Here is a 22,770-nt window from a genome sequence, read left to right as displayed (position 1 = left end):
GCGATGTTCCCCGCCCATATACCTCACGAACAGGCATCGGCAGCAGGTTCTGGACGCGGTGGGACGGCCCCTGGCGGGAAGGGAGGCCCCACCGCACCCGGCGCCGCACGCCCGCGGGGACGGGATCCCTAGTCGGTGGACCCTGGGCGGGCGTCGAGCACGACGTCCACCTCACGCTCCTCGCCGTCGGTGGAGCGGACGGTCATGGTGATGGTGTCGCCGGGTTCGCGGGCGCGCAGAACCGCCAGCAACTCCTCGGGACTCGTGGTGGGTTCGTCGTCCACGGCCAGGATCACGTCACCGGGGCGTATCCCGGCGGCCATCGCGGGACCTCCGGGAACCACCGCCGCGACGATGACCCCCTGGCTGCTGGGTAGCCCGAGATGCTCGGCGATCTGAGCAGTGATCGGGGCCGGCTCCACACCGAGAAAGGCGTGTTCTGCCTGCCCGTCCTCGAGCAACTGCTCGACCACGTCGATCACCGTCGCCGACGGGATGGCGAAGCCGAGGGACACCGCCCCGGCCTGCGGGGGGATGTAGGCCTCGCTGATCCCGACGACGTTGCCGTCCCGGTCCACCACAGCCCCACCACTGTTGCCGGGGCTGATCGCGGCGTCGGTCTGGATGAGGTCGACCAGGGCCTGACTCTGCCTGGCGCTCCCGGGTATCTCGCGGTGCAGCCCAGAGATGATTCCGGCCGTCACGGTGCTCTCGAACCCCAGCGGACTGCCGATCACGATGGCGAGCTCCCCGATCCGGGGCAGCCCGGGTTGGAAACGCGCCTCAGGCAGTCCGGTCCGGTCTGCCTCGACCAGTGCGAGGTCGGTGACGACGTCGGTGGCGAGCACGGTGCCGGCCACACGTTGCCCGTCGGCGAAGGCGACCTCGACCGCCGTCGCACCGCGCACCACGTGTTCGTTGGTGACGATCAAGCCGTCCGCGTCGTAGACGACCCCGCTGCCGCTGCCGCCGGCGGTCAGGATGGTCACCACGCTCGGCTGCAACCGCGCGGCCACCTCCGGGACGAGATCCAACGTGGCGGGCCCGGCCTGCCCCGCCGGATGGGTCGTGGGGGGAGCGGCATCGTCCGGAGCGTCGTCAGTGCCCGTGCACCCACCGCTGACAAGCACGACGGCCAGCAGGGACCAGAGGATTCGCCGGCTCTTCCGGACCGCCACCGCTACCTCCCCGTCCACCGACCATGGCCACGGTCGACCACTCCTCGCCGCGCCCGGCGCCTCGGACCACCCATGCCTCAGCTTTTCGGGGCGTCGGACCTGGAAACGGCATCCGGCGTCGGAGAGTGCGGGAACAACACCCTACGGCGTGTGCGTCTCTCCGGGTGTCACACACGATCGCCGCAGAGATGCGGCCCGGACGCCCCCCTGAGGAGGAGGGAGGGACAACGATGACCACAGTGCTACCGCCGCTCACCCACTCCCGGACCGCGCCCCCGAGCACACGGGGCGTGGGCCGGCACTTCCCCCCCACCCGGCCCGTGCCGCGCCGCCGGTTCTTCTCGCCCGCGCGCCGGGGTTGGAACGGCGTCAAGACGGCCGTGCTCCTGGCCGGCCTCGGCGGGCTGCTGGTCGGCCTCGGGTCGCTGTTCGGCCGGGTCGGCGCCCTCGTCGGTCTGCTGCTCGGTCTGGCCACCGTGGGTGGTTCGTACTGGTTCTCCGACCGGCTGGCCCTCATGGCCGCCGGCGCCGTCCCCGTGACTGCCCGGGAGATGCCGGTCTACCACCGCATCGTGCAGGAACTGTCCGCCGAGGCGGGCCTGCCGATGCCACGGCTGTACGTGACACCGGACCGGCAGCCCAACGCCTTCGCCACCGGACGCAACCCGCGGCATGCGGCCGTTGCGGTCACCCGCGGACTTCTCGACCTGCTCACCCCGCGGGAGCTCAAGGCGGTGCTGGCCCACGAACTGGCCCACGTGGGTAACCGGGACGTGCTGCTCACCTCGGTCGCGGCGGCTCTGGCCACCGGGATCAGCTTCTTCGCGAACCTGATCGGCTGGCTGCCCTTCTTCGGCGCGTCGGACGACGACGAGGACCCGGGACTGCTGGCCACCCTCGTCACCGCGCTGGTCGCTCCGTTCGTCGCGGCCTTGCTGCAGCTGGCGCTCTCCCGCAGCCGGGAGTTCGAGGCGGACCGAACCGGAGCCGCGCTGCTGGGCGACGGGCACGCCCTCGCCAGCGCCCTGGCCAAGATCGAGCAGGTCGCCCGCAGCACGCCCATGCGCGTCGAGCCGGCGCAGGCCTCGAAGTACATCGTCAGCCCGCTCACCGGCCACGGGCGTTCGCTCTCGGTGCTGTTCATGACCCACCCGCCCACCGCCGAGCGCATCGCCCGACTCACCGGTTCGCGCGTGTGAGCCACGCCCCGGGCCCGCGCCAGGGGTGAGCGACCGTCACCAGCCGGTCGAGCGCCCACGTCGAGCAGGCACGCGAGTACTCGAGCAGCGGCAAGGGACCCGTTCGGGCAGCCCTCGTCGCCGGCGTAGCCAGCGGCCGACGAGGAGAGCAGCCGGGTTCCCATCGACGGCCGGCAGGCAGGTCGACGACGGATCCGGTGCGGAAGAGACCTCCGCACCGGGTCCGATGCAGAGCCGTCCACCGCGGCGCGCTTCCTGCTGGCGGCCGGATCGCTGCTGCACTCATGCGGGAGGCGGGCCGACCCTCACGGCCGACCCGCCTCTGACCAGCTCTTTCACTGTCGGGCTGACAGGATTTGAACCTGCGACCCCTTGACCCCCAGTCAAGTGCGCTACCAAGCTGCGCTACAGCCCGCGTGCCACCCGCGTGCCAGGTTCTTCCCCGGACCGCGTGATGACCGCCCCGGAAGGTTACCGCACGAGGATGGCCGGCCTCGACGGTGGTCAGCCGCGCCTGCCGTCCTTCTCCCGGCCCTCGCGCACCTTCACCGAGATCTCGATGGGGGTGCCGTGGAAGCCGAACTGCTCGCGCAGCTTCCGCTCCAGGAAGCGGCGGTAGCCGGCCTCCAGGAAGCCGGTGGAGAAGACGACGAACCGCGGCGGGCGGATATCGGCCTGGGTGACGTACTTGATCTTCGGTGCGCGGCCGCCCCGGGCGGGCGGTGGCGTCTCCTGCACCAGGGACCGCACGAACGTGTTGAGCTCGGCGGTGGGCACCCGGGTCTCCCACGAGGCGAGCGCGGCGCGCAGGTGGTCGGCCAGCTTGGCCACCCCGCGCCCGGTCGCGGCGGAGATGTTGACCCGTGTGGCCCAGCGCACCCGCGCCAGCTCCCGCTCGATCTCCTTCTCCAGCTGGTAGTGCCGGTCCTCGTCGAGGGTGTCCCACTTGTTGATCGCGATGACCAGCGCCCGGCCGGCGTCCACGACCTGGCTGATCACCCGCTGGTCCTGCTCGCTGATGACCTCGTCGGCGGCCAGCAGCACCACCGCGACCTCGGCGGCCTGGATGGCGGCCTCGGTGCGCAGGCTGGCGTAGTACTCCATGCCGCTGGCGGTGTTGACCTTGCGCCGCAGACCGGCGGTGTCGACGAAGCGCCAGTCCTCGCCGCCGAGGGAGACGATCGAGTCGACCGGGTCGACCGTGGTGCCGGCGACGGAGTCGACGACCGAGCGCTCCTCCTTGGCGAGCCGGTTGATCAGGCTGGACTTGCCGACGTTCGGCCGGCCGACCAGCGCCACGCGGCGGGGTCCACCCTCCTCCTCCTGCTCCCGCGGCGCCTCGGGCATCGCGTCGAGGATGAGGTCGAGCAGGTCACCGCTGGCCCGGCCGTGCAGCGCGCTGACCGCGTGCGGCTCGCCCACGCCGAGGCTCCACAGTTCGGCGGCGTTGGCCTCGCTGCGCTCGTCGTCGACCTTGTTGGCCACCAGGAGCACCGGCCGGTCGCTGCGCCGGAGCACGCGGGCCGCCGCGAGGTCGGTCTCGGTGGCTCCCACCTGGCTGTCGACGACGAACACGATGACGTCGGCGGTCTTCATGGCGTACTCGGCCTGCCGGGTGATGGAGGCGCCCAGGCCGGCGGCCTTGGGGTCCCAGCCACCGGTGTCGACGACCGTGAACCGCTTGCCGTTCCACAACGCCTCGTAGGCGATGCGGTCCCGGGTGACGCCGGGAGTGTCCTGGACGACCGCCGCGCGGCGGCCGAGGATCCGGTTGACCAGGGTCGACTTGCCGACGTTGGGCCGGCCGACGATGGCGACGACGGGCAGCGGCCCAGCGCTCTCCTCGGTCATGCCCGCTCCCCCGCCGGCACCGTGGTCGCGACCAGGTCGACGACCCGCTCGACGACGCCCTGCTGGTCCAGCTCGGTGCTGTCGACGACCACCGCGTCGGCGGCGGGCCGCAGCGGGCTGTCGGCGCGGCTGCTGTCGAACTCGTCGCGGCGGCGCAGGTCCGCCGCGAGCGCAGCGATCTCCTCCGGCTCCTCGATGCCCAGCTGGGCGGCCCGGCGCTGGGCGCGGGCCTCCGGCGCGGCGGTCAGGTACACCTTCACCGCGGCCTCGGGGAGGACGACGGTGCCGATGTCCCTCCCCTCGACGACGACCGCATCGGCCGCGGCGACCAGCGCGCGCTGCTGGTCGACCAGCTGACGGCGGACGGCCGGCACCGCCGACACGGCGGACACCCACCGGGTCACCTCGGCGCTCCGGATGCGCGTGGCGACGTCCACGCCGTTCACGACGACGGTCTCGGTGGCGGCGTCGGTGCCGACCTCGATGCGCGCCCCGGCCACCGTGCGGGCCACGGCGTCGGCGTCGGCCGGGTCGACCCCGGCATCGAGCACCGCGACGGTGGCCGCCCGGTACATGGCGCCGGTGTCGAGGTACGCGGCGCCCAGGCGGACGGCGACGCCGCGCGCCACGCTGGACTTGCCGGTGCCCGACGGTCCGTCGAGGGTCACCTGGCCTCGGAACGTCATCTGCTCACTCACTGCTCTCCGTGCCCGGATCCGCGGGCACTGTCGTCGCGGCCGGGCCCACCGCATCCTGGCGGGGCCGACCTGCGGTGTTCGCTCACTGGGCGATATCGCGGCGGAGCGCGGCTGCGCCCCGGAGGTAGACGTGGTGGATCTCGGCGCGCGGCCGGTCGGTCTCCGCGTGGGCCATCAGCCGCAGGACCCGCGGCAGCGCGTGCGGCACGGCGATCTCCGTTGCGCACATCAGCGGCACGTCGCCGAGCCCCAGCTCCCGCGCGGCCAGCGCCGGGAACTCCGACACGAGATCGGGCGTGGCCGTGAACAGGATACTGATCAGGTCCTCGGAGGTCAGCTCGTTGCGCTCCATGACCGTGGCGACCAGCTCGCGGGTCGCCGCCAGCACCTCGTCGCGGTCGTCGGCGTCGACCTGGGTCGCTCCCCGGACGGCTCGGACGGCCATGCGCGCTCCTCCTTCGGGTCGGTTCCGGTGCCGGCCCGGTCGGTCCGCCGCTCGCCCGGTCCGCGAGAGCGGAGCGCGCGACCCGGCGGCTCCGTCGGCACACCGCTGCCCGGGCACCTCGGACGATTCTAGGGAGCCGCCGCCACCCCGCAGGCGGTCGCCGCCCGGCGGCCCCGGCCACGGTGCTCCCGACGGTCGGTCGGTGCTTCTTCTGGAAGGCAGAGACCGACTCAGGTCGGCACCACCCCGTCCGCGCTCGACGGCTGAGGCGGGGGACCCCGCTCAGAGCCCGACGAGCTCCTTGAGGGCGCCGACCTCCTGCCGGCTGAGCCGGCGGATGGTGCCCGACCGCATGGCCCGCAGCTCGATGGGGCCGACCGCGGTGCGGGTCAGCCGCGAGACCGGCAGGCCGACCGCGGCCAGCAGGCGTCGGACGATGTGCTTGCGGCCCTCGTGCAGCACGACCTCCACGACCGACTGGCCGGCGTGGGTGTCGACCACGCGGAACGAGTCGACCGTCACCGGCCCGTCCTCGAGGTCGATCCCCGACCGCAGCCGCTTGGCCAGGTCGCGGGGCACCGAGCCCGACACCTGGGCCAGGTAGGTCTTGCGCACCCCGTAGCTCGGGTGGGCCAGGCGGTGGGCGAGCTCGCCGTCGTTGGTGACCAGCAGCAGCCCCTCGGTGTCCTGGTCCAGCCGGCCGACGTGCACCAGCCCCTTGGCCAGGTCACCGACCATGTCCCCGACGCACGGGCGGTTCCGGTCGTCGCTCATCGCGGTGATCACGCCCGGCGGCTTGTTCAGCGCGTAGCTCACCCGGTCGTCCCGGATCTCCAGGCGCACGCCGTCGACGGCGATCTTGTCGTGCTGCGGATCGACCCGCATGCCCTGCACCCGCACCTGCCGGCCGTTCACCGCGATCCGGCCGGCGTCGATCATGTCCTCGACCACGCGGCGCGAGGCGACCCCGGCCCGGGCGAGCACCTTCTGCAGCCGCTCCCCTTGCCGGTCGTCGCCGGGATCGGGGGCCGGCCGGTCCCCCGGGTGCTCCGGGGCCAGTTCCATGTCCTCGGACCAGCCGTCGCCCGCCGCGGTGCTGCTCTCGTCGTTCGGGGTCGTGTCGCTCATCGCCGCCCAGTCTCCCACCGACCGCGCGTCAGACGTCGGGGTGCTCGTCCAGCACCGTGGCGGTCTCGGGCAGCAGCGGGGCGAGCTCGGGCAGCTGGTCCAGGCCGGTGAGCCCCAGCCGTTCCAGGAACAGCGGCGTCGTCGCGTACAGCCCGCCGCCGCTGTCGGGGTCGCTGCCGACCTCGTGCACGAGCCCGCGGGAGATCAGGGTGCGCATCACGCCGTCCACGCCCACGCCGCGGATGGCCGACACCCGGGCACGGGTCACCGGCTGCCGGTAGGCGATGACCGCGAGCGTCTCGAGGGCGGCCTGCGTCAGCCGGCTGCGCTGGCCGTCCACCAGGTGCCGCTCGACGACGGCGGCGTGCTCCTCGCGGGTGTAGAGCCGCCACCCCTCCCCCACCCGGCGCAGCGTGATCCCGGCCGACCGCCGGTCGTAGCCTGCCGCCAGCTCGGCCAGCCCGCCCCGCACCTGGTCCGGCGGGCAGCGCAGCGCGGCGGCGAGGGTCTCCTCGTCGACCGGGTCGTCCATCACGAACAGCAGCGCCTCCAGTCCGCCGAGCAGCTCTTCCGGGTCCAGCAGCTCCAGCGGCTCGGGCTCGGGCTCCGGCGCGGGTGCCGGTTCCCGCGCCGGCGCCGGCTCGTCCTCGGCCGGCACGGCGGGCACCGGTTGCTCCTCCACCGGGCGGTCGGCGACCCGGGCCGCGAGCTCCGCGGCCACCGCGTCCCAGGCGGCGGGGTCGGCGTCGCCCCGCCGCGCCGCCTCCTCCCGGGTGGCGGCCAGCTCCGCGGCGAGCGCGTCCCACGAGATGGGGGCGTGGTCCTGGTCGGGGCGCTCGTCGCTCACCGGTACTCCTCGTCGGCGTGTGCGGCCGGGGACCCGGCCGGATCGGGGACGGCGTCGCCGGTCCACCGCACGTGCAGCTCGCCCAGCGGGGTCAGCTGCTCGAAGACCACCCGCTGCTGCCGGTACAGCTCCAGCAGGGCCAGGAACCGCACCACCACCTCGAGGGTGTGCCCGCAGTCGGCGGTCAGGGAGCGGAAGCTCGCCGTGCCCGAGCGGAGCAGCTGGTTGCGCACGAGGAGCAGCTGCTCGGAGACGCTGACCGGCGGCGCGTGCAGGTGGGAGACGCTCACCGTCTCGGGAACCTTGGGCGCCAGCGCCCGGGCGGCGAGCGCAGCGAACTGGGCGGGGGTCAGGTCCAGCAGGACCTCCGGCACCAGCTCGGCGAACCGCGGCTCCAGCCCCGCCTGCCTCGGGAACCGCCGGGCCGCCTCCGCCTCGCGGGCCCGCAAGAAGGCGGCGGCCTGCTTGTAGGCCTTGTACTGCAGCAGCCGGGCGAAGAGCAGGTCGCGGGCCTCCAGCAGCTCGAGGTCGTCCTCGTCGTCGACCTCCGCGGCCGGCAGGAGCCGGGCGGCCTTGAGGTCGAGGAGCGTGGAGGCGACCACCAGGAACTCGCTGGCCTGGTCCAGGTCGAGCACATCGCCCAGCGCGCGCAGGTGGGCGATGAACTCGTCGGTGACCGTCGACAGCGCGATCTCGGTGACGTCGAGCTTGTGCTTGCCGATCAGCTGCAGCAGCAGGTCGAACGGGCCCTCGAAGTTCGTGAGCCGGACGGTGAAACGAGCCGGAGCGGCCCCGGCGGCCTGGTCGGCCGGCGGAACCGCTCCGGAGGTCTCGCTCACGGTCGCCGAGAGTAGGCGGCCCGGGTCACTTGCCCTGGAGGCGACGGACGAGGACGGCGTCCTCGCCGCGCTCGGCGAGGTCGGCCAGCAGCACCGAGATCGCCTCGCGGACGATCCGGCCGCGGTCGGCGGCCACCCCGTGGTGGGCGCGCAGCGTCAGCCGGGCGGACTCCAGCGCCAGCAGCTCGTCGGCGGAGATGTAGACGGTGATCTTCTCGTCGTGCTTGGTCCGCTCCGCGCGCCCCCGGGCGGGCCGCCCGCGGGTGGCGACCCTGGGCTGCAGCACCGGGGCCGGGGCCGGCTCGGCGGGCGCCCCGCGGAAGGCGGCGAGATCGTCGGCCGGCTGCGCGCCCCCGGGGACGAGGGTCAGCGCCGCTGCCGCCTCAGCCACGGACTCGCCGGCGCGCCGGGCGCTGCGCAGCGCCGGGGAGCTCGCCGGCGTCGGCAGGCTGGGCAGCTCGGTGACCTCGGGGGCCGCCGCGGTGTCGGTGCGGCGGAACAGTTCCGAGGCGCCGGGCAGCACGGGCCGGCGAGTCATGCCGACACCTCCTGGCCGGCGCTCGTGTGCTGCACGACCAGAGTCGCCGTGTCCGTGTGTGCCCTCGCTGGCCCGGTCACAGCGCCAGCACCTCCTTGGCGAGGTCGCGGTACGCTGCGGCACCCGTCGACGTGGGAGCCCACGTGGTGATCGGCTGGCCGGCGACCGTGGTCTCCGGGAACCGCACGGTGCGCTGGATGACGGTCTGGAACACGGTGTCACCGAACGCCTCGACGACCCGGCTGAACACCTCCCGGCAGTGCACCGTCCGGGAGTCGTACATGGTGGCGAGGATGCCGTTGATCTCCAGCGACGGGTTGAGCCGCTCCTTCACCTTGTCGATCGTGTCGACGAGCAGGGCCACGCCGCGCAGCGAGAAGAACTCGCACTCCAGCGGGATGACCACGCCCTGGGCCGCGGTGAGGGCGTTGACCGTCAGCAGGCCCAGCGACGGCTGGCAGTCGATCAGGACGTAGTCGTACTCGTCGACGACGTCGGCGAGCACGCGCAGCAGGGTCTGCTCGCGCGCCACCTCGCTGACCAGCTGAACCTCCGCGGCCGACAGGTCGATGTTGCTGGGCACCAGGTCCAGGCCCGGGATGTCGGTGGCCACCCGGACGTCGCGCAGACTGGTCCGCCGCTCCATGAGCACGTTGTAGATCGTCCGGTCGAGGTTCTGCGCCGGCACGCCCAGTCCCACCGACAGCGCCCCCTGGGGGTCGAGGTCGATGAGCAGCACCTTGCGGCCGAACTCGACCAGCGCGGCGCCCAGGTTGATGGTGGACGTGGTCTTGCCGACGCCCCCCTTCTGGTTGCACATCGCGATGACTCGGGCCGGGCCGTGCTGGGTCAGCGGCTTGGGGTCCGGCAGGCGGCGCTGACGCGCCCGTGCCGGGTCCAGCCGCAGCGCGGCCGCCCCCATCTCGGGGTCGGTGTCGTGCGGGCGCGCGACGGCAGAGGCCGCGTCCGCTCGGATCGCCATGGTTCTGTCGCCTCCAGCTCGTGCCCCGGTCCGGACGTTCCGGATGCGGCCAGCCGTCCTGTCCGCTCGGGTGAGGAGGACGCTAGGGAGACGCGCAGGTCTTCCCAAGGCGGCACGCCGTCGACGTGTCGACATGGCGACGAATGCCAACCACTGTGACCACTCAAGTCGAAACAGTCGTACTTTCTGCTGAACGACCGACCGGAAAGCTGTCAGGTGAGAGCGCGTGGATGACTGGTGGCGTAGACCTCGCGTAGCCGGTCGACCGTGACCAGCGTGTACACCTGCGTGGTGGTCACCGACGCGTGCCCGAGCAGTTCCTGGACGACGCGGACGTCAGCGCCGCCGTCGAGCAGGTGGGTGGCAAAGCAGTGCCGCAGCGTGTGCGGGGAGATCTCGCCCGTGAGCCCCGCCCGCTCGGCCGCCGTCCGCAGGATCGACCAGGCGCTCTGCCGGGACAGCGGGCCGCCGCGCACGTTGAGGAACAGCGCGCCGCCCCGGACACCGGCCTTGCCGGCGGCCGCCAGCGCGGGGCGGGCCCGGACGAGGTACTCCTCGACGGCGCGCAGCGCGTAGCTGCCGACCGGCACCACCCGCTCCTTCCCGCCCTTGCCCGCCAGCCGGACGGTGTGCTGACCGCGGTCGAGGTCGTCGACGGCCAGGCCCACCGCCTCGGATATGCGCGCACCGGTGCCGTAGAGCACCTCGAGCAGGGCGCGGTCCCGCAGCCCGCGCGGCCCCTCGATCCCCCCCGCCGCCTCGATCAGCGCCACCACCGACTCCACCGGCACCGCCTTCGGCAGCCGCCGGCCCGGTGTGGGCGGCCGCACCTCGTGGGCCACGTCGTCGGGCACCAGCCCGTCGAGCAGCGCGAACCGGTGCAGCCCGCGCACCGCCACGACCGCCCGCGCCGCGGAGGTCGCCGACAGCGGCGGGTGCTCGTCGTCGCCCCGGCGCAGCGCCGTGAGGAAGCCCGCGACGTCGGACTCGGCGATCTCCCGCAGCCCGCGCACGCCGGCCGTGGCCAGGTACTCGGTGTAGCGCCGCAGGTCCCGCCGGTAGGAGGCGATCGTGTTGGTCGCCAGACCCCGCTCGACGGTCAGGTGGTCCAGGTAGCCGGTGACGACGCGCTCGACGTCGGGACCGGCCGACAGGGCGCTGCTCAGAGGAGCACCTCCTGCAGGGGAACGGTGTCCATGCCGTGGGCCTCGGCCACCTCGGGCAGGACCACCCGGCCGTCGACCACGTTCACCCCGTGCGCCAGCGCGGGGTCGCGGCGGACGGCGGCCGCGGTGCCCTCGGCCGCCAGCGCCATCACGTAGGGCAGCGTCACGTTGGTCAGCGCGTGGGTGGAGGTGTTGGGAACCGCTCCGGGCATGTTCGCCACGCAGTAGAACACCGAGTCGTGCACCCGGAACGTCGGCTCGTCGTGGGTGGTGGGTCGGGTGTCGGCGAAGCAGCCTCCCTGGTCGACGGCGATGTCGACCAGCACCGAGCCGGACTTCATCCGGGACACCAGCTCGTTGCTCACCAGGGTGGGCGCCTTTGCGCCGGGCACGAGCACCGCGCCGATGACCAGATCGGCGTCCAGCACCGCCCGCTCGACCTCGTAGGCGTTGGAGGCCACGGTCTGCAGGTGGCCCCGGTAGATGCGGTCGGCGGCGCGGAGCTTGTCGATGTCCCGGTCGAGGACGACGACCTCGGCCTGCATGCCGAGGGCGATCGCCGCGGCGTTCATGCCGGAGACGCCGGCGCCGATGACGACGACCTTGGCGGCGTGGACCCCGGAGACCCCACCGAGCAGCACCCCGCGGCCGCCGTGCACCCGCTCCAGGCAGTGCGCACCGACCTGCGGCGCCATGCGGCCGGCGACCTCGGACATGGGCGCCAGCAGCGGCAGCGCCCCGTCGGCGGTCTGCACCGTCTCGTAGGCGATCGCGGTGGTGCCGGAGGCGACGAGGGCGTCGGTGCACTCCCTCGACGCGGCCAGGTGGAGGTAGGTGAACAGCGTTTGACCGGCCCGCAGGCGGCCGTACTCCTCGGCCACCGGCTCCTTGACCTTGAGCAGCAGGTCGGCGTCGGCCCAGACGTCGTCGGCCGAGGCGACGATCCGCGCGCCCGCGGCGGCGAAGTCCGTGTCGGGGATCGAGGACCCCTCGCCCGCCCCCTGCTCCACCAGCACCGTGTGCCCGGCCCGGGTCAGCTCCGTCACCCCGGCAGGGGTCAGCGCCACCCGGTACTCCCGGTTCTTGACCTCTCGGGGAACCCCGACCCGCATCGACTCACTCCTGGTCCCGGCGGGCCGCTTCCGGGTGTGACGGGGCACCCCACCGCGTCGTGGGCCGCCCGGTCGGGACGGACCTCGGCCGGAGTGTAGGCACGGCGACCGGCCCCGGCCGAGCATCGATTCATGACCGTTCCGCGCGCCTGCCGTCCCCGTGGTGGGCGACGAGCTCGCCGCGCCGTCCGACGGGCTCGCGGGCGCGTCCTACCCGGCGTCGACCGGCCGCAGTCGCGGGCCGGTAGCCCGCGCCTGCGCCGCGGCGAGCAGCCCGACGACGGCGGCGGAGTTCCGGATCTCGCCGTCGAACACCCGCTGGACGGCGTCGCCGAGAGGCACCCGCTCGACGGTCATGTCCAGCTCCTCGTGCTCGACGGTGAACCCCTCGGGGCGGCCTACCTCGCTGAGCTCCTCGGCGAGGTAGACCAGCACCATCTCGTCGCAGAAGCCCGGGCTGCTGTAGTGGGTCGTCAGCAGCGACCAGCGCTGCGCGGCGAGGAGGGCCTCCTCGGCCAGCTCACGCTTCGCGGTCTCCAGGGGCGGCTCGCCGTCGGCGTCCCGGAGACCGGCCGGCAGCTCCCAGAGATAGCCACGGACGGGGTGCCGGTACTGCCGGATCAGCACCACGTTGCCGTCGTCGTCGAGCGCCACGACGGCCACGGCACCCGGGTGGCACACCACCTCGCGAACGCTGTCCCCGCCGCCGGGCATGGCCACCGTCTCGGCGACCAGGCGGATGACCCGGCCCTCGTAGACCGGCCGGGTGTCCAGGACGCGGTACTCGTGCGGGGCGTCGTCCGAGCTCGGGGTGGTCATCGTCAGATACCGACCTTCTCTGCCTCGTCGACCGGCACCGGCAGGCGCGCGGCCTCCTGGTGGTCGACCGCCGCCTGCACGAACGCGGCGAACAGCGGATGCGGCCGGGTGGGCCGGCTCTTCAGCTCGGGATGAGCCTGGGTGCCGACGAAGAACGGGTGGGCCTCGCGGGGCAGCTCGGCGAACTCGACCAGCAGCCCGTCGGGCGAGGTGCCGGAGAAGACCAGCCCGGCGTCGCTGAGCCGGTCCCGGTAGGCGTTGGCGACCTCGTAACGGTGCCGGTGCCGCTCGGTGATCTCGGTCGAGCCGTAGGCCGCCGCCGTGACCGAGCCGGCCTGCAGCGCGGCCGGGTAGCTGCCCAGGCGCATGGTGCCGCCGAGGCCCCGCTCACCGGCGATGACGTCGACCTGGCTGGCCATGGTCGCGATGACCGCGTCGGGGGTCTCGGGGTCGAACTCCGCCGAGTTGGCCCGCTCCAGGCCGGCGACGTTGCGGGCGTACTCGATGACCATGCACTGCAGGCCCAGGCACAGGCCCAGCGCCGGGACGCCGTTGACGCGCGCGTGCCGGATGGCGCCGAGCTTGCCGTCGATGCCGCGGACGCCGAACCCACCGGGGATGCAGACGCCGTCGACGCCGGCCAGCGCCTTCTCCGCGCCCTCGGGCGTCTCGCAGTCGTCCGACGGCACCCAGCGGATCTGCACCCGGCTGCGGTGGGCGAAGCCGCCGGCCCGGAGCGCCTCGGTGACCGAGAGGTAGGCGTCGGGCAGGTCGATGTACTTGCCGACCAGCGCGATGGTGACCGTCTGCTTGGGCGCGTGCACGCGGTCGAGCAGATCCCCCCACACCGTCCAGTCGACGTCCCGGAACGGCAGCCCCAGCCGGCGCACGACGTAGGCGTCCAGGCCCTCGCGGTGCAGCACCTTCGGGATGTCGTAGATCGACGGGGCGTCCGGGCACGACACCACGCCCTCGACGTCGGTGTCGCACATCAGGCTGATCTTGCGCTTGAGGCCCTCGGAGATCTCCCGGTCCGACCGGCAGACCAGCGCGTCGGGCTGGATGCCGATGCTGCGCAGCTGGGCGACCGAGTGCTGCGTCGGCTTGGTCTTCAGCTCGCCCGACGGCGCGATGTAGGGGATCAGCGAGATGTGCAGGAAGAAGCAGTTGTCCCGGCCGATCTCGTGCCGCACCTGGCGGGCGGCCTCCAGGAAGGGCAGCGACTCGATGTCGCCGACCGTGCCGCCGATCTCGGTGATCACCACGTCCACACGCTCGGCGCTGTCGGCGCCGGCGAGGATGCGGGCCTTGATCTCGTTGGTGATGTGCGGGATCACCTGGACGGTGTCGCCGAGGTACTCGCCGCGGCGTTCCTTCGCGATCACGTCGGAGTAGACCTGGCCGGTGGTGACGTTCGCGCTGCCCGAGAGGTCGGTGTCGAGGAACCGCTCGTAGTGGCCGATGTCCAGGTCGGTCTCGGCCCCGTCCTCGGTGACGAACACCTCGCCGTGCTGGAACGGGTTCATCGTCCCGGGGTCGACGTTGAGGTACGGGTCGAGCTTCTGCATCGTGACGCGGAGGCCACGACTGGCGAGGAGGGCGCCCAGCGAACTGGCCGTCAACCCCTTGCCCAGAGAGGAGACAACCCCGCCGGTGACGAAGACGAACTTCGTCGGCTGGGAGTTGTGCAGAAGCCCGCGATCACGTGTTCCAGACGGTCGACCCACGGGATACGACCGTAACACGACCGGCGCCGTCTGCCCGACCGGAATCGGGGCCGCGACCGGGCGCCTCCTCCGTTCCGGGGGCCCGGGCGTCCGGAACGACCGCGAGCCACACGAGCAGCGGGACCAGCAGCGCCGCCGCGGTCGCCGGAACGGCCACGCCCGAGTCGTTCACCGCCGCCCCGATCGTGAGGCTCAGCGCGATCGCCAGCAGGGTCGCGCGCAGCACGGCGGTGTCCGCCGGCGGAAGACCGCCCGGCCCGCGCGCCGGGGCACCGGCACCGGCTGCGGCGCTGCGCAGCGGTCCGCCGCGCCGCAGCAGCCAGACCCCGGCCACCAGGGCCACCGGCAGCATCCAGGCCAGCGGGCTGCCGAGCAGGATGCCGATGTTGGCCGAGGCCTTGCGGCTGACCACCGTCCACGCCTCGCCGCTCTGGACCTGCTCGACGAAGCGACCGAGGTGGGTGCGCTCGCCGGCCGGACGGAGCCAGTCCAGGACCGCCACCGTCCCCACGGCGACGACGGCGGCGGCCAGGATGGCGGCGAGGCGGACGACCGTGACCCGCACCCCGGTGAGCAGCATGGCCAGCAGCAGGAACCCGGGCAACGCCGCCAGGACCCCGCCGAAGTCCCGGCCGAGCGGCGGCGCCCCGATGAGCCCCACGGCGAGCAGCCCCGCGGCGAGGACGACCGCCCCGGTCCGGACCCGGCGACGCGCCGGGGCGGCCCGCCGGCCCGCCGCCGTGGCCAGGGCGGCGGTGACCGCCAGCGCGCTCACCGAGAGCAGCCCGAAGGTCAGGTTGCCGTAGCCGGTGAACCGCCCGGCGACGACCGCGTCGTAGCCCAGCGGCCCGTTGAGCTCGAGCGGTGAGCCGGTGAGGACGTCGGCGACCAGGGTGCCGAGCGTGATGGCCAGGACCGCCAGCGGCGGACCCAGCGGGCGCCGGCGCCACGGTCCCAAGGCGGCGACGGCCAGCACGACCAGGTCGGCGACGACGACCGCCGCTACGAGTGCGGCCAGCGGTGCGCCGGCCCGCTCCCAGGGGGCGAGCCCCGCCAGGTAGGTCGCCGCGGGCAGCGCGGCCGCCGCCAGGCAGAGCAGGCGCACCGCCCGGCGCGCCCACGTCCACGTGCCGGGCGGCCGGTGCCGCCGGCCGGTGCCGACGACCAGGATCCCCAGCCCGACGACGGCGGCGCCGACGAGCACGAAGGTCCAGAAGAAACCGCCGGTGTTGCGGTGGTGGGTGATCGCCGCGGTGTTGACCCGCTCCAGCTCGGCCACCGCCTCGGCCAGCGCCGGCCGCTGCCCCGTGCTGCGCCACGGCTGCCCGTTCATCGACGGTGACGTCGGGAGGCCGAGGGCCCGCAGGGCCGTCGGGGCGACGTCGATCAGCTGCACGAACGGCGCCCGCCCGGTGCTCGCGGAGGTCAGCCAGCCCGCGCCGAACCCGGGGCCGGTGGCGATCCCGACGTGCAGCTGGGGACGGCCGTCGTTGACCTCGGAGATGCCGGCGAGCAGCAGCAGGGTGTCCCCCGGCAGCTGGTCGACTGCCGTCAGCACCCGCCCCACGGCCTCGTCGATCCGGCCGAGCGCGGCGGCACGGGGCTCGGGCCGGGTGCCGTCGTCGGTGGGCTCGGCGCCGGGCACCCCGGCGTCGGTGAGCTGGTCCAGCGAGACCAGGCCGAGCGGGCAGGCGGTGAGCAGCTCGGCGAGCTCCTCCGGATCGCCCGGCAGGGTGGGCGCCGCGGTGAGCGGCACGCCCGGCGCGGCGGCGGCCAGGGCCGCGGCCCGGCCGACCACCGTGGCGCACCCGACCGACTCCCCGAGGGCACCGGGCTCGGCGCCGAAGCGGACGGTGCCCTCGTCCTCGGCGATGCGGGCCACGGTGGCCTGCGGATCGCCCAGCGCGACTCCCGCCACCCGCTCCTGCAGGCCGCAGTGCGTGAGCGAGGTGTCCAGCCGCGGCTCCTCGGCGGCCTCCGGCTGCTCGGCGCCCTCGCCGTCCGGCACGGGCACCGTGGGCAGCGGCACCGGGGGCAGCCCGTCGTCGGTGCCCGGGAAGCGTGCCCGGTTGCCCGCGCCCAGCGTCGCCCAGCCGTCGAGCAGGCAGCTGGTCGAGCGGGCGGCCCGCACCGAGGTCGCACCGATGGCCGACTCCTCGGCCAGCGACCACAGCTCCGGGGTGGTACCCGGGTCCAGGTCGGCCCAGGTCAACCCTGGCACGCCCACCACCACGACCCGGTCGGCCGGGTAGGGGCTCCCGTCCGCCGCCGCGCCGGCCCGGGCCGGCAGGCCGACCAGGAGCAGCACGAGGAGCACCAGGAGGGCGGTGGCCCGGCGCGCGGTCCGCACCGCCGGGCCGTTCATGCCCCGGGCCGGGCCGTCGTCCCCAGCAGCTCGCGGTAGATCCCGACCAGCTGGGCGGCCGTGCCCTCCTCGTCGGGCCAGCTGGCCGCCTGCCGGAGCCCCGCCGCGGTGAGCTCGGCGGCGTGCGCCCTGTCGCACAGCACCCGCACCACCGCCTCCGCCAGCGCGTCGGCGTCACCCACCGGAACCAGCTCGGCGGCGTCGCCGAGCAGCTCCGGCAGCCCGCCGGTGCGGGTGGCCACCAGCGGGACGCCCGCGCGGAGTGCCTCCTGGGCGGTGAGCGACCGCGCCTCCCAGCGGGAGGGCAGCACGCAGAGGTCGGCGGCGGCGAGCAGGTCGGGGACGTCGTCCCGCCGGCCGAGCAGGGTCACCGGCAGCGCCTCGGCACGGATTCGCGCGGTCAGCTCGTCGTGCAGCGGCCCGTTCCCGGCGACGACGACCAGGGGCGCGGGGCGCAGGCGCTGGTCGGCCGACCAGCGGGCCACCGCGTCCAGCAGGACGTCGTATCCCTTCTGCGGGTGCAGCCGGCCGACCGCCACGACCAGCGCCCGGTCGTCGTCGAGCCCGAGCTCCTCGCGGACCTCGCCGGGGGCGCGCGTGGCCGGCGGCAGCGGCGGAGCGGACACCGGTGCCAGGCGCACGTCCCCGGCGCCCAGCCGCCGGGCGTTCTCCGCCAGGTCCGCCGAAGCGGCCAGCACGACGTCCGCAGCGCGCACGGTGGCCCGTTCGGCCCGCTCCAGCACCCGGCGGCGCAGCCCGCCGCCCTCCGGCAGGGCGTTGTGCAGCGTGAGGACCAGCCGGGTCGAGGGTGCGCCCAGCCGCCGCGCGGCCGCGGCGACCAGGCCGGCGCGCAGACCGTGGGCGTGCACCAGGTCGCTGCCGGCCAGCGCCGCACGGAGCGCCTGCACCGCCCGGGCGTCGGCCCCGGGCGCCAGCCCGGCGGAGATCTCCACCGGGGTGAAGGTCGCGCCCCGGCCGGAGAAACCGAACAGCTCGTCGGTGGCACGCGGCCCGCAGACAGCGACGGCGGCGCCGGAGGCGACCAGCGCCGGCAGCACCGAGCGCACGTGGGTGCCGACCCCGCCGGTGCTGGTGGCCAGCACCTCGATGATCCGGCGGTCCCGCAGGGCCGGCTCAGCCACTGCGTACCTCCTGCTCGCCCGTGGACCGCAATTCCCGGATCGCCCCCACCAGCTGCGCGCGGGCCGTGCCCATCATGACCGCCAGCGCCACGACGAGCACGGTTGCCCCGGCCAGGATGCCGGCGGCGAGCGTGGCCAGCAGCCCACCGTCAGGCACCGGGTCCGCGTCCAGGGCCCGGGCGAGCCAGAGCCCGGCGGCCCCGCCCGCGGCTGCCGCCAGGACCGCCACGGGGCCGGTGCGGGCCAGGCCCCCCAGCGCCCCCCGGCCCGCGACGCGGGCGACCACGACCAGCAGCCCGGCCCCGGCGACGGTCACGCCGACGGTGTGCCCCAGCCCGAGCGCCAGCGCCCGGTCCTCGGCGGGCAGGGCCCGGGCGAGCACGATGTCGGCGACGACGGCGAGCAGCCACCCGCCGAGCACGCAGACGGTGGGCGCCTGCCACACGCCGCGCGCGTAGAGCGCCCGGGTCAGCAGCGCCACCAGCCCGTAGCCGAGCAGGCCCGGAGCGAAGGCGACGATGGTGTCGCGCAGCGCGGACACCTCGGCGTCCGTGCCCGACCCGAGGAAGACGCGCGCCATCGGCCCGGCGGTCGCGACCAGGGCCGCGGCGGCGACGGCCACGGCGGCGACCGTGAGCACGGTGACCGGCGCGAGCGCACGGCGGTAACCGGGCTCGTCGCCGCTCTCGGCCCGCTCGGCCAGCCCGGGGTAGGCCGACGTCGCCAGCGGGACGGCCAGGGCGGCCCAGGGCAGGAGGAAGACGGTGAGGCCGGCCGCGTAGATCACCTGGGTGCCGTCGGGAGCCCCGTCGTTGGCCAGCCGGATGGCGACGGCGGCCAGCAGCTGCTGCCCCGCGAGGGTGAGCACGCCGGCCAGGGCGAGCCGGCGCACCCGGGGCGCCGCGCCGACCGGGAAGCGCAGGGCGGGCCGCAGGCCCAGGCGCAGCCCCCGCATCGGGAGCAGCAGGCTCAGGCTGAGGGCGACCACGCCGACCGTCGTCCCGACGCCGAGCACCAGCTCCGCCGGGGTGGAGAGCCCGGCGACGTCCCGGTCGCCGCCCATGGCGGCGAAGAGCAGGTACGTCGTCGCCACCACCACGCTGGACAGCAGCGGCGCCAGCGCCGGGCCGGCGAAGCGCCGGTGCGCCTGCAGCACGCCGGTGAGGACGATGCCGATCCCGTAGAGGACGACCTGCGGCGCGAAGACCAGCAGGAAGCGGCTGGCCAGCGCCACCTCGGCTTCGTCGCCCCCGCCGAGCAGCAGCCGGGCGATCGGCTCGGCGAGCACCGCGAGCAGGACCGCCAGCGGGATCAGCAGCAGGAGGGTCCAGCCGAGCAGGGCCGAGGCGGTGCGGCGCACCTGCTCGCGGTCGCCCGCGGCGATGCCGCCGGCGAGCATCGGCACGACCAGGCTGGCCAGCGCGCCCCCCGCGACGACCTCGAAGACGATGTTCGGGACGTTGTTGGCCGCCAGGTAGGCGTCACCGGTGCTGCCGGCGCCCACCGTGTTGGTGAACACCAGCGTGCGGCCGAAGCCGGCCAGCCGGGCCAGGAGGGTGAGCGCCGCGATCAGGGCGGCGGCGCCGGCCACCCCGCGCGCCACCTGCCGGGTGCTCACGACGAGCGGCGACCGAGGCGGTCCAGATCGCGGAGTCCCGGGGTGGCCTCGATGACCCTGGTGAAGCTGATCCGCTCGCTGGCCAGGGTGAGCGCGGTGATCGCGGCGAGCGCGCCGGCCCGGGCCCCGCGCGAGCGCGCTCCGGCCAGCCGCAGCCCGAGGAGGGCGCCCAGCGCGTTCGCGCCGCAGTCGCCGAGCATGATCCGCTCCCCGAGGTCCTCGGGGAGCACCGCGAGGGTCGCCCCGAGCGGCCCGGCCACCAGACCGCCGGCCGGACCGCCGAGGCCGGCGACCGCGGCGATCGCCCCGGCCTTGGCCGCGCGCCCGGGCCGCAGGTCCAGGAGGTTCAGGAGGTTGGCGGTTCCAGCGACCAGGCCGGTGGTGAGGACGCCGTCGACCAGGGCCGCGCTCCCCCGGCCGGGGTCGCGGGTCAGGAACGCGGCCGCGGCAGCGGCGGCACCGATGCCGGCCACCTTGACCGCGCCGGCCGAGACCCGGCCCTCCCGCAGCGCCCGCAGGTGCCCGGCCAGCCCCTTGTCGCGGGCCTGCTCCGGCCGGGCGCCGGCGAGGTCGTCGTAACCGCCCACCAGACCCGACACGGCGCCGACGAGCGCAGCCGCGGCACGGGTACCGTGCGGTGCGCCCAGCACCGCGCCCGCCGTGGCCGAGAACGCCAGCACGGGGCCCCCGAGCAGGCTCACCGGACGACCGGCGTAGTTGGTCCGCCGCCACGGCGCGCCGGCCGGGCGGTCGGTCAGCGCGGCGGCTCCGGCGAGGGCGGCCCGCGCCGACGCGGCGCCGGCCAGCGCGAGCAGCGCGGGGCGCCGGCCGCTCACTGCGCGGCGGCGGGCACCGGCGGCACCGGCTGGGTGTCCTCGCCGGTCCCGTACTTGCCCGACGTGCCCTGCGACTCCTGCCCCAGCGCCAGGACCGTGCTGATCCGCCCGACGACGGTGGCGACGTTGTCGACCGTGGAGATCGCCGTCGCGAGCGCCGGGTCGGCACGGATGGTGCCGATGAGCCCGTTCGGGCGGGCCGATGTCGCGTCGCCGGCCACGACGGCGCCCTGCCCGCGGGCGTCCAGCGCCGTGGCCAGCTCCACGAGGGCGGCGTTGCGGCGCTCGGCGTCGTCGCCGGTGAAACCGCTCCCGGTGAGCAGCACCGCGTGGTCGCCGGGCGTGACCGACGCGCCCTCGGGGATAAGCACGTCCAGCGAGCTGAGGCCGGCGAGGACCGAGGAGACCGCGGCGGGGTCGGGGACCGGGCCGCCCGGCGGGACCATCAGGACCTGGGACAACAACGAGGCCACCAGCGCGTCGGCGTCGCCGCTCTCGGGCAGCTGCACGCCCGCGGGGAGGCCGGAGCCGGTCACATAGCTCTGCAGGGCGGCGCCGGTCGCCGGGTCGCTGTACGCGGGCTCCAGACGCACCACGCCGCTGACCGAGCCGCCGGCCTCGCTGATCAGGTCGGTGACCGCCTCCACCGTCTCCGGCGTGACGGTCTCGTTGGTCGGGACCAGCAGGACGCTGCGGTCGGTGAGCGTGCCCTCGACCAGTGCGGGGCCCACGGCCTCCTCGAACTCCTGCGAGGTGTCCAGCTGGGACTGCAGCTCCTGGGTGCGGTCCTCGAGGTTCCGCTTGTCCCGCTCGAGAGCGGCGACCTGGTTCTCGATGTCGGCCAGGATCGGCTCGTTGAGCGCGGTCGTGCCGATCACGATGCCCAGCGCCACCGCCAGGAAGACCGCGATCAGCGAGACCAGGTGGTAACGGAAGTCGATCACGAGAAGAGGTTCTCCAGCCAGAACATGAAGCTGTTCCATTGGTCGAGCAGCAGATCCAGGTAGACGCGCCCGGCTGCGGAGAGGGCCAGCGCCGATCCGATGGCGATGAGGGCGGCGATCACCAGGATCACGAGGGCGGTGGTCGAGATGCGGCTGCGGTAGAGCCGGCTGACGCCCTTGGCGTCGACGAGCTTGCCACCCAGGCGCAGGCGGGTGAGGAAGGTCGAGGCCATGCCCCCGCGGCCCTTGTCCAGGAACTCCACGAGGGTGGCGTGGGTGCCGACGGCGACGATGAGCGTGGCACCCTTCTCGTCGGCGAGGAGCATGGCGATGTCCTCGCTGGTGGCGGCGGCGGGGAAGGTGATGGCCTCCACGCCGAGGTCCTGCACCCGGGCCAGGCCGGGAGCGCGGCCGTCGGCGTAGGCGTGCACGACCACCTCGGCGCCGGAGCGCAGGACGTCGTCGCTCACCGAGTCCATGTCGCCGATGATCATGTCGGGCGAGTAGCCGGCCTCGACCAGCGCGTCGGCGCCGCCGTCGACGCCGATGAGCACCGGGCGGTAGTCGCGGATGTAGGAGCGGAGGGCGTGCAGGTCCTCCTTGTAGTCGTAGCCGCGGACGACCACGAGTACGTGCCGGCCCTCGATGGACGTGGTGACGTCGGGGACGCCGACACCGTCGAGCAGGAGCGCGCGCTCCCGCTTCATGTACTCCATGGTGTTGGCGGCGAACGCTTCCAGCTGCACCGAGAGACCGGCCTTGGCATCCGCCATCGCGGCCGCCACCGTCGCACTGTCGTGGACGGTGCCCTCCGCGACCACCGCGCCCTGCTCGTCGAGCAGCTTGCCGTCGTCGAGGCGGACCCGGGTTCCCTCCTTGAGCTTGGCGAACACGTCCTTGCCGACGTCGTCGAGCAGCGGGATGCCGGCGTTGATCAGGATCTCGGGGCCCAGGTTCGGGTACCGGCCGGAGATGCTGGGGGCGGCGTTGACCACCGCGGCGACCTTGCAGCCGACGAGCGCATCGGCGGAGACCCGGTCGATGTCGACGTGGTCGATGACGGCGATGTCGCCGGGGCGCAGCCGTTTCGTCAGGTTCTTGGTGCGGCGGTCCAGACGGACGGTGCCGGCGACGCCGGACCCTGTCTCCTGTGCCCGGCCGCGGCGAACGGTGCCGATGCGCATGACACCGCATGCTGCCACGCGAAGTTCCGCGGCCGTTCGTCCGACGCGCATGGGCGACGTCCCGGTCACGGACCGTGTCCGACACCGGGTCCGGCCGACACGCCGGCGACGTCCGCGCGCCGCCTGCGCGGGACCGTTACCGAGTTGTGACT

Annotated in this window: 20 protein-coding genes and 1 tRNA gene; 1 reads left to right on the top strand and 20 read right to left on the bottom strand. The window is 74.5% G+C overall.

All coding sequences use genetic code 11. The annotated features are described in order from the left end of the window. Positions 1 to 128 precede the first annotated feature (128 nt). Positions 129 to 989: a S1C family serine protease gene (locus ACI791_RS17405; RefSeq protein ID WP_456587183.1), complete on the bottom strand. Its 861-nt coding sequence runs from the start codon at positions 987 to 989 to the stop codon at positions 129 to 131. Positions 990 to 1,408: 419 nt separating this feature from the next. Between ACI791_RS17405 and ACI791_RS17400 the strand changes: the two genes are divergently transcribed. Then, a complete protein-coding gene (locus ACI791_RS17400) occupies positions 1,409 to 2,377 on the top strand; it encodes a M48 family metalloprotease (RefSeq protein WP_456587182.1) in 969 nt (322 codons plus the stop codon). 341 nt (positions 2,378 to 2,718) lie between these two features. Here the strand turns inward: ACI791_RS17400 and ACI791_RS17395 are convergent. The 19 genes from ACI791_RS17395 to steA form a co-directional block, all read right to left on the bottom strand. Continuing rightward, positions 2,719 to 2,792, bottom strand: a tRNA-Pro gene (locus ACI791_RS17395). Between the two features lie 89 nt (positions 2,793 to 2,881). Further along, a complete protein-coding gene (gene der / locus ACI791_RS17390; protein WP_456587181.1) occupies positions 2,882 to 4,228 on the bottom strand; it encodes a ribosome biogenesis GTPase Der in 1,347 nt (448 codons plus the stop codon). Beyond that, positions 4,225 to 4,914, bottom strand: coding sequence for a (d)CMP kinase (cmk, locus tag ACI791_RS17385; RefSeq protein WP_456587180.1), 690 nt, complete (start codon positions 4,912 to 4,914; stop codon positions 4,225 to 4,227). Before cmk ends, der begins: the two co-directional genes overlap by 4 nt. 94 nt (positions 4,915 to 5,008) lie before the next feature. Beyond that, the gene (gene aroH / locus ACI791_RS17380) at positions 5,009 to 5,371 is read right to left on the bottom strand and encodes a chorismate mutase (protein WP_347060595.1); all 363 of its coding nucleotides are present in this window, start codon (positions 5,369 to 5,371) and stop codon (positions 5,009 to 5,011) included. 282 nt (positions 5,372 to 5,653) lie between these two features. Further along, positions 5,654 to 6,499, bottom strand: a complete 846-nt coding sequence (locus ACI791_RS17375; protein ID WP_456587179.1) for a pseudouridine synthase — start codon at positions 6,497 to 6,499, stop codon at positions 5,654 to 5,656. 28 nt (positions 6,500 to 6,527) lie between these two features. Continuing rightward, complete coding sequence (gene scpB / locus ACI791_RS17370; protein WP_456587178.1) at positions 6,528 to 7,346, bottom strand: SMC-Scp complex subunit ScpB; 819 nt, start codon at positions 7,344 to 7,346, stop codon at positions 6,528 to 6,530. Further along, positions 7,343 to 8,185, bottom strand: a complete 843-nt coding sequence (locus ACI791_RS17365) for a segregation and condensation protein A (RefSeq protein WP_456587177.1) — start codon at positions 8,183 to 8,185, stop codon at positions 7,343 to 7,345. Before ACI791_RS17365 ends, scpB begins: the two co-directional genes overlap by 4 nt. Positions 8,186 to 8,210: 25 nt before the next feature. Further along, a complete protein-coding gene (locus ACI791_RS17360) occupies positions 8,211 to 8,723 on the bottom strand; it encodes a hypothetical protein (protein ID WP_456587176.1) in 513 nt (170 codons plus the stop codon). 76 nt (positions 8,724 to 8,799) lie between these two features. After that, on the bottom strand, positions 8,800 to 9,705 hold the full coding sequence (locus ACI791_RS17355) for a ParA family protein (protein ID WP_347060587.1): 906 nt from the start codon (positions 9,703 to 9,705) through the stop codon (positions 8,800 to 8,802). 212 nt (positions 9,706 to 9,917) lie between these two features. Beyond that, the gene (locus ACI791_RS17350) at positions 9,918 to 10,859 is read right to left on the bottom strand and encodes a site-specific tyrosine recombinase XerD (protein ID WP_456587197.1); all 942 of its coding nucleotides are present in this window, start codon (positions 10,857 to 10,859) and stop codon (positions 9,918 to 9,920) included. Positions 10,860 to 10,867: 8 nt separating this feature from the next. Further along, positions 10,868 to 11,983: an alanine dehydrogenase gene (gene ald / locus ACI791_RS17345; protein WP_456587175.1), complete on the bottom strand. Its 1,116-nt coding sequence runs from the start codon at positions 11,981 to 11,983 to the stop codon at positions 10,868 to 10,870. A gap of 210 nt (positions 11,984 to 12,193) precedes the next feature. Next, positions 12,194 to 12,802 carry an NUDIX domain-containing protein gene (locus ACI791_RS17340; RefSeq protein ID WP_456587174.1) on the bottom strand — a complete coding sequence of 203 codons (609 nt, stop codon included), beginning with the start codon at positions 12,800 to 12,802 and terminating at the stop codon, positions 12,194 to 12,196. A gap of 2 nt (positions 12,803 to 12,804) precedes the next feature. Continuing rightward, on the bottom strand, positions 12,805 to 14,529 hold the full coding sequence (locus tag ACI791_RS17335) for a CTP synthase (protein WP_347060584.1): 1,725 nt from the start codon (positions 14,527 to 14,529) through the stop codon (positions 12,805 to 12,807). Then, positions 14,504 to 16,894, bottom strand: coding sequence for a hypothetical protein (locus tag ACI791_RS17330; protein ID WP_456587173.1), 2,391 nt, complete (start codon positions 16,892 to 16,894; stop codon positions 14,504 to 14,506). The genes ACI791_RS17335 and ACI791_RS17330 overlap by 26 nt, the downstream gene beginning before the upstream one ends. Continuing rightward, positions 16,891 to 18,036 carry a glycosyltransferase family 4 protein gene (locus ACI791_RS17325; protein ID WP_456587172.1) on the bottom strand — a complete coding sequence of 382 codons (1,146 nt, stop codon included), beginning with the start codon at positions 18,034 to 18,036 and terminating at the stop codon, positions 16,891 to 16,893. The genes ACI791_RS17330 and ACI791_RS17325 overlap by 4 nt, the downstream gene beginning before the upstream one ends. Beyond that, the gene (gene murJ, locus ACI791_RS17320; protein WP_456587171.1) at positions 18,029 to 19,654 is read right to left on the bottom strand and encodes a murein biosynthesis integral membrane protein MurJ; all 1,626 of its coding nucleotides are present in this window, start codon (positions 19,652 to 19,654) and stop codon (positions 18,029 to 18,031) included. The genes ACI791_RS17325 and murJ overlap by 8 nt, the downstream gene beginning before the upstream one ends. After that, positions 19,651 to 20,490 carry a hypothetical protein gene (locus tag ACI791_RS17315; RefSeq protein ID WP_456587170.1) on the bottom strand — a complete coding sequence of 280 codons (840 nt, stop codon included), beginning with the start codon at positions 20,488 to 20,490 and terminating at the stop codon, positions 19,651 to 19,653. The genes murJ and ACI791_RS17315 overlap by 4 nt, the downstream gene beginning before the upstream one ends. Further along, positions 20,487 to 21,434, bottom strand: coding sequence for a copper transporter (locus ACI791_RS17310; RefSeq protein WP_456587169.1), 948 nt, complete (start codon positions 21,432 to 21,434; stop codon positions 20,487 to 20,489). The genes ACI791_RS17315 and ACI791_RS17310 overlap by 4 nt, the downstream gene beginning before the upstream one ends. Further along, complete coding sequence (gene steA, locus ACI791_RS17305) at positions 21,431 to 22,618, bottom strand: putative cytokinetic ring protein SteA (RefSeq protein WP_347060576.1); 1,188 nt, start codon at positions 22,616 to 22,618, stop codon at positions 21,431 to 21,433. Before steA ends, ACI791_RS17310 begins: the two co-directional genes overlap by 4 nt. Positions 22,619 to 22,770: the final 152 nt, after the last annotated feature.

Source organism: Blastococcus sp. SYSU DS0973, from assembly GCF_054051055.1.
This window is presented reverse-complemented; position numbering and strand designations above follow the sequence as displayed.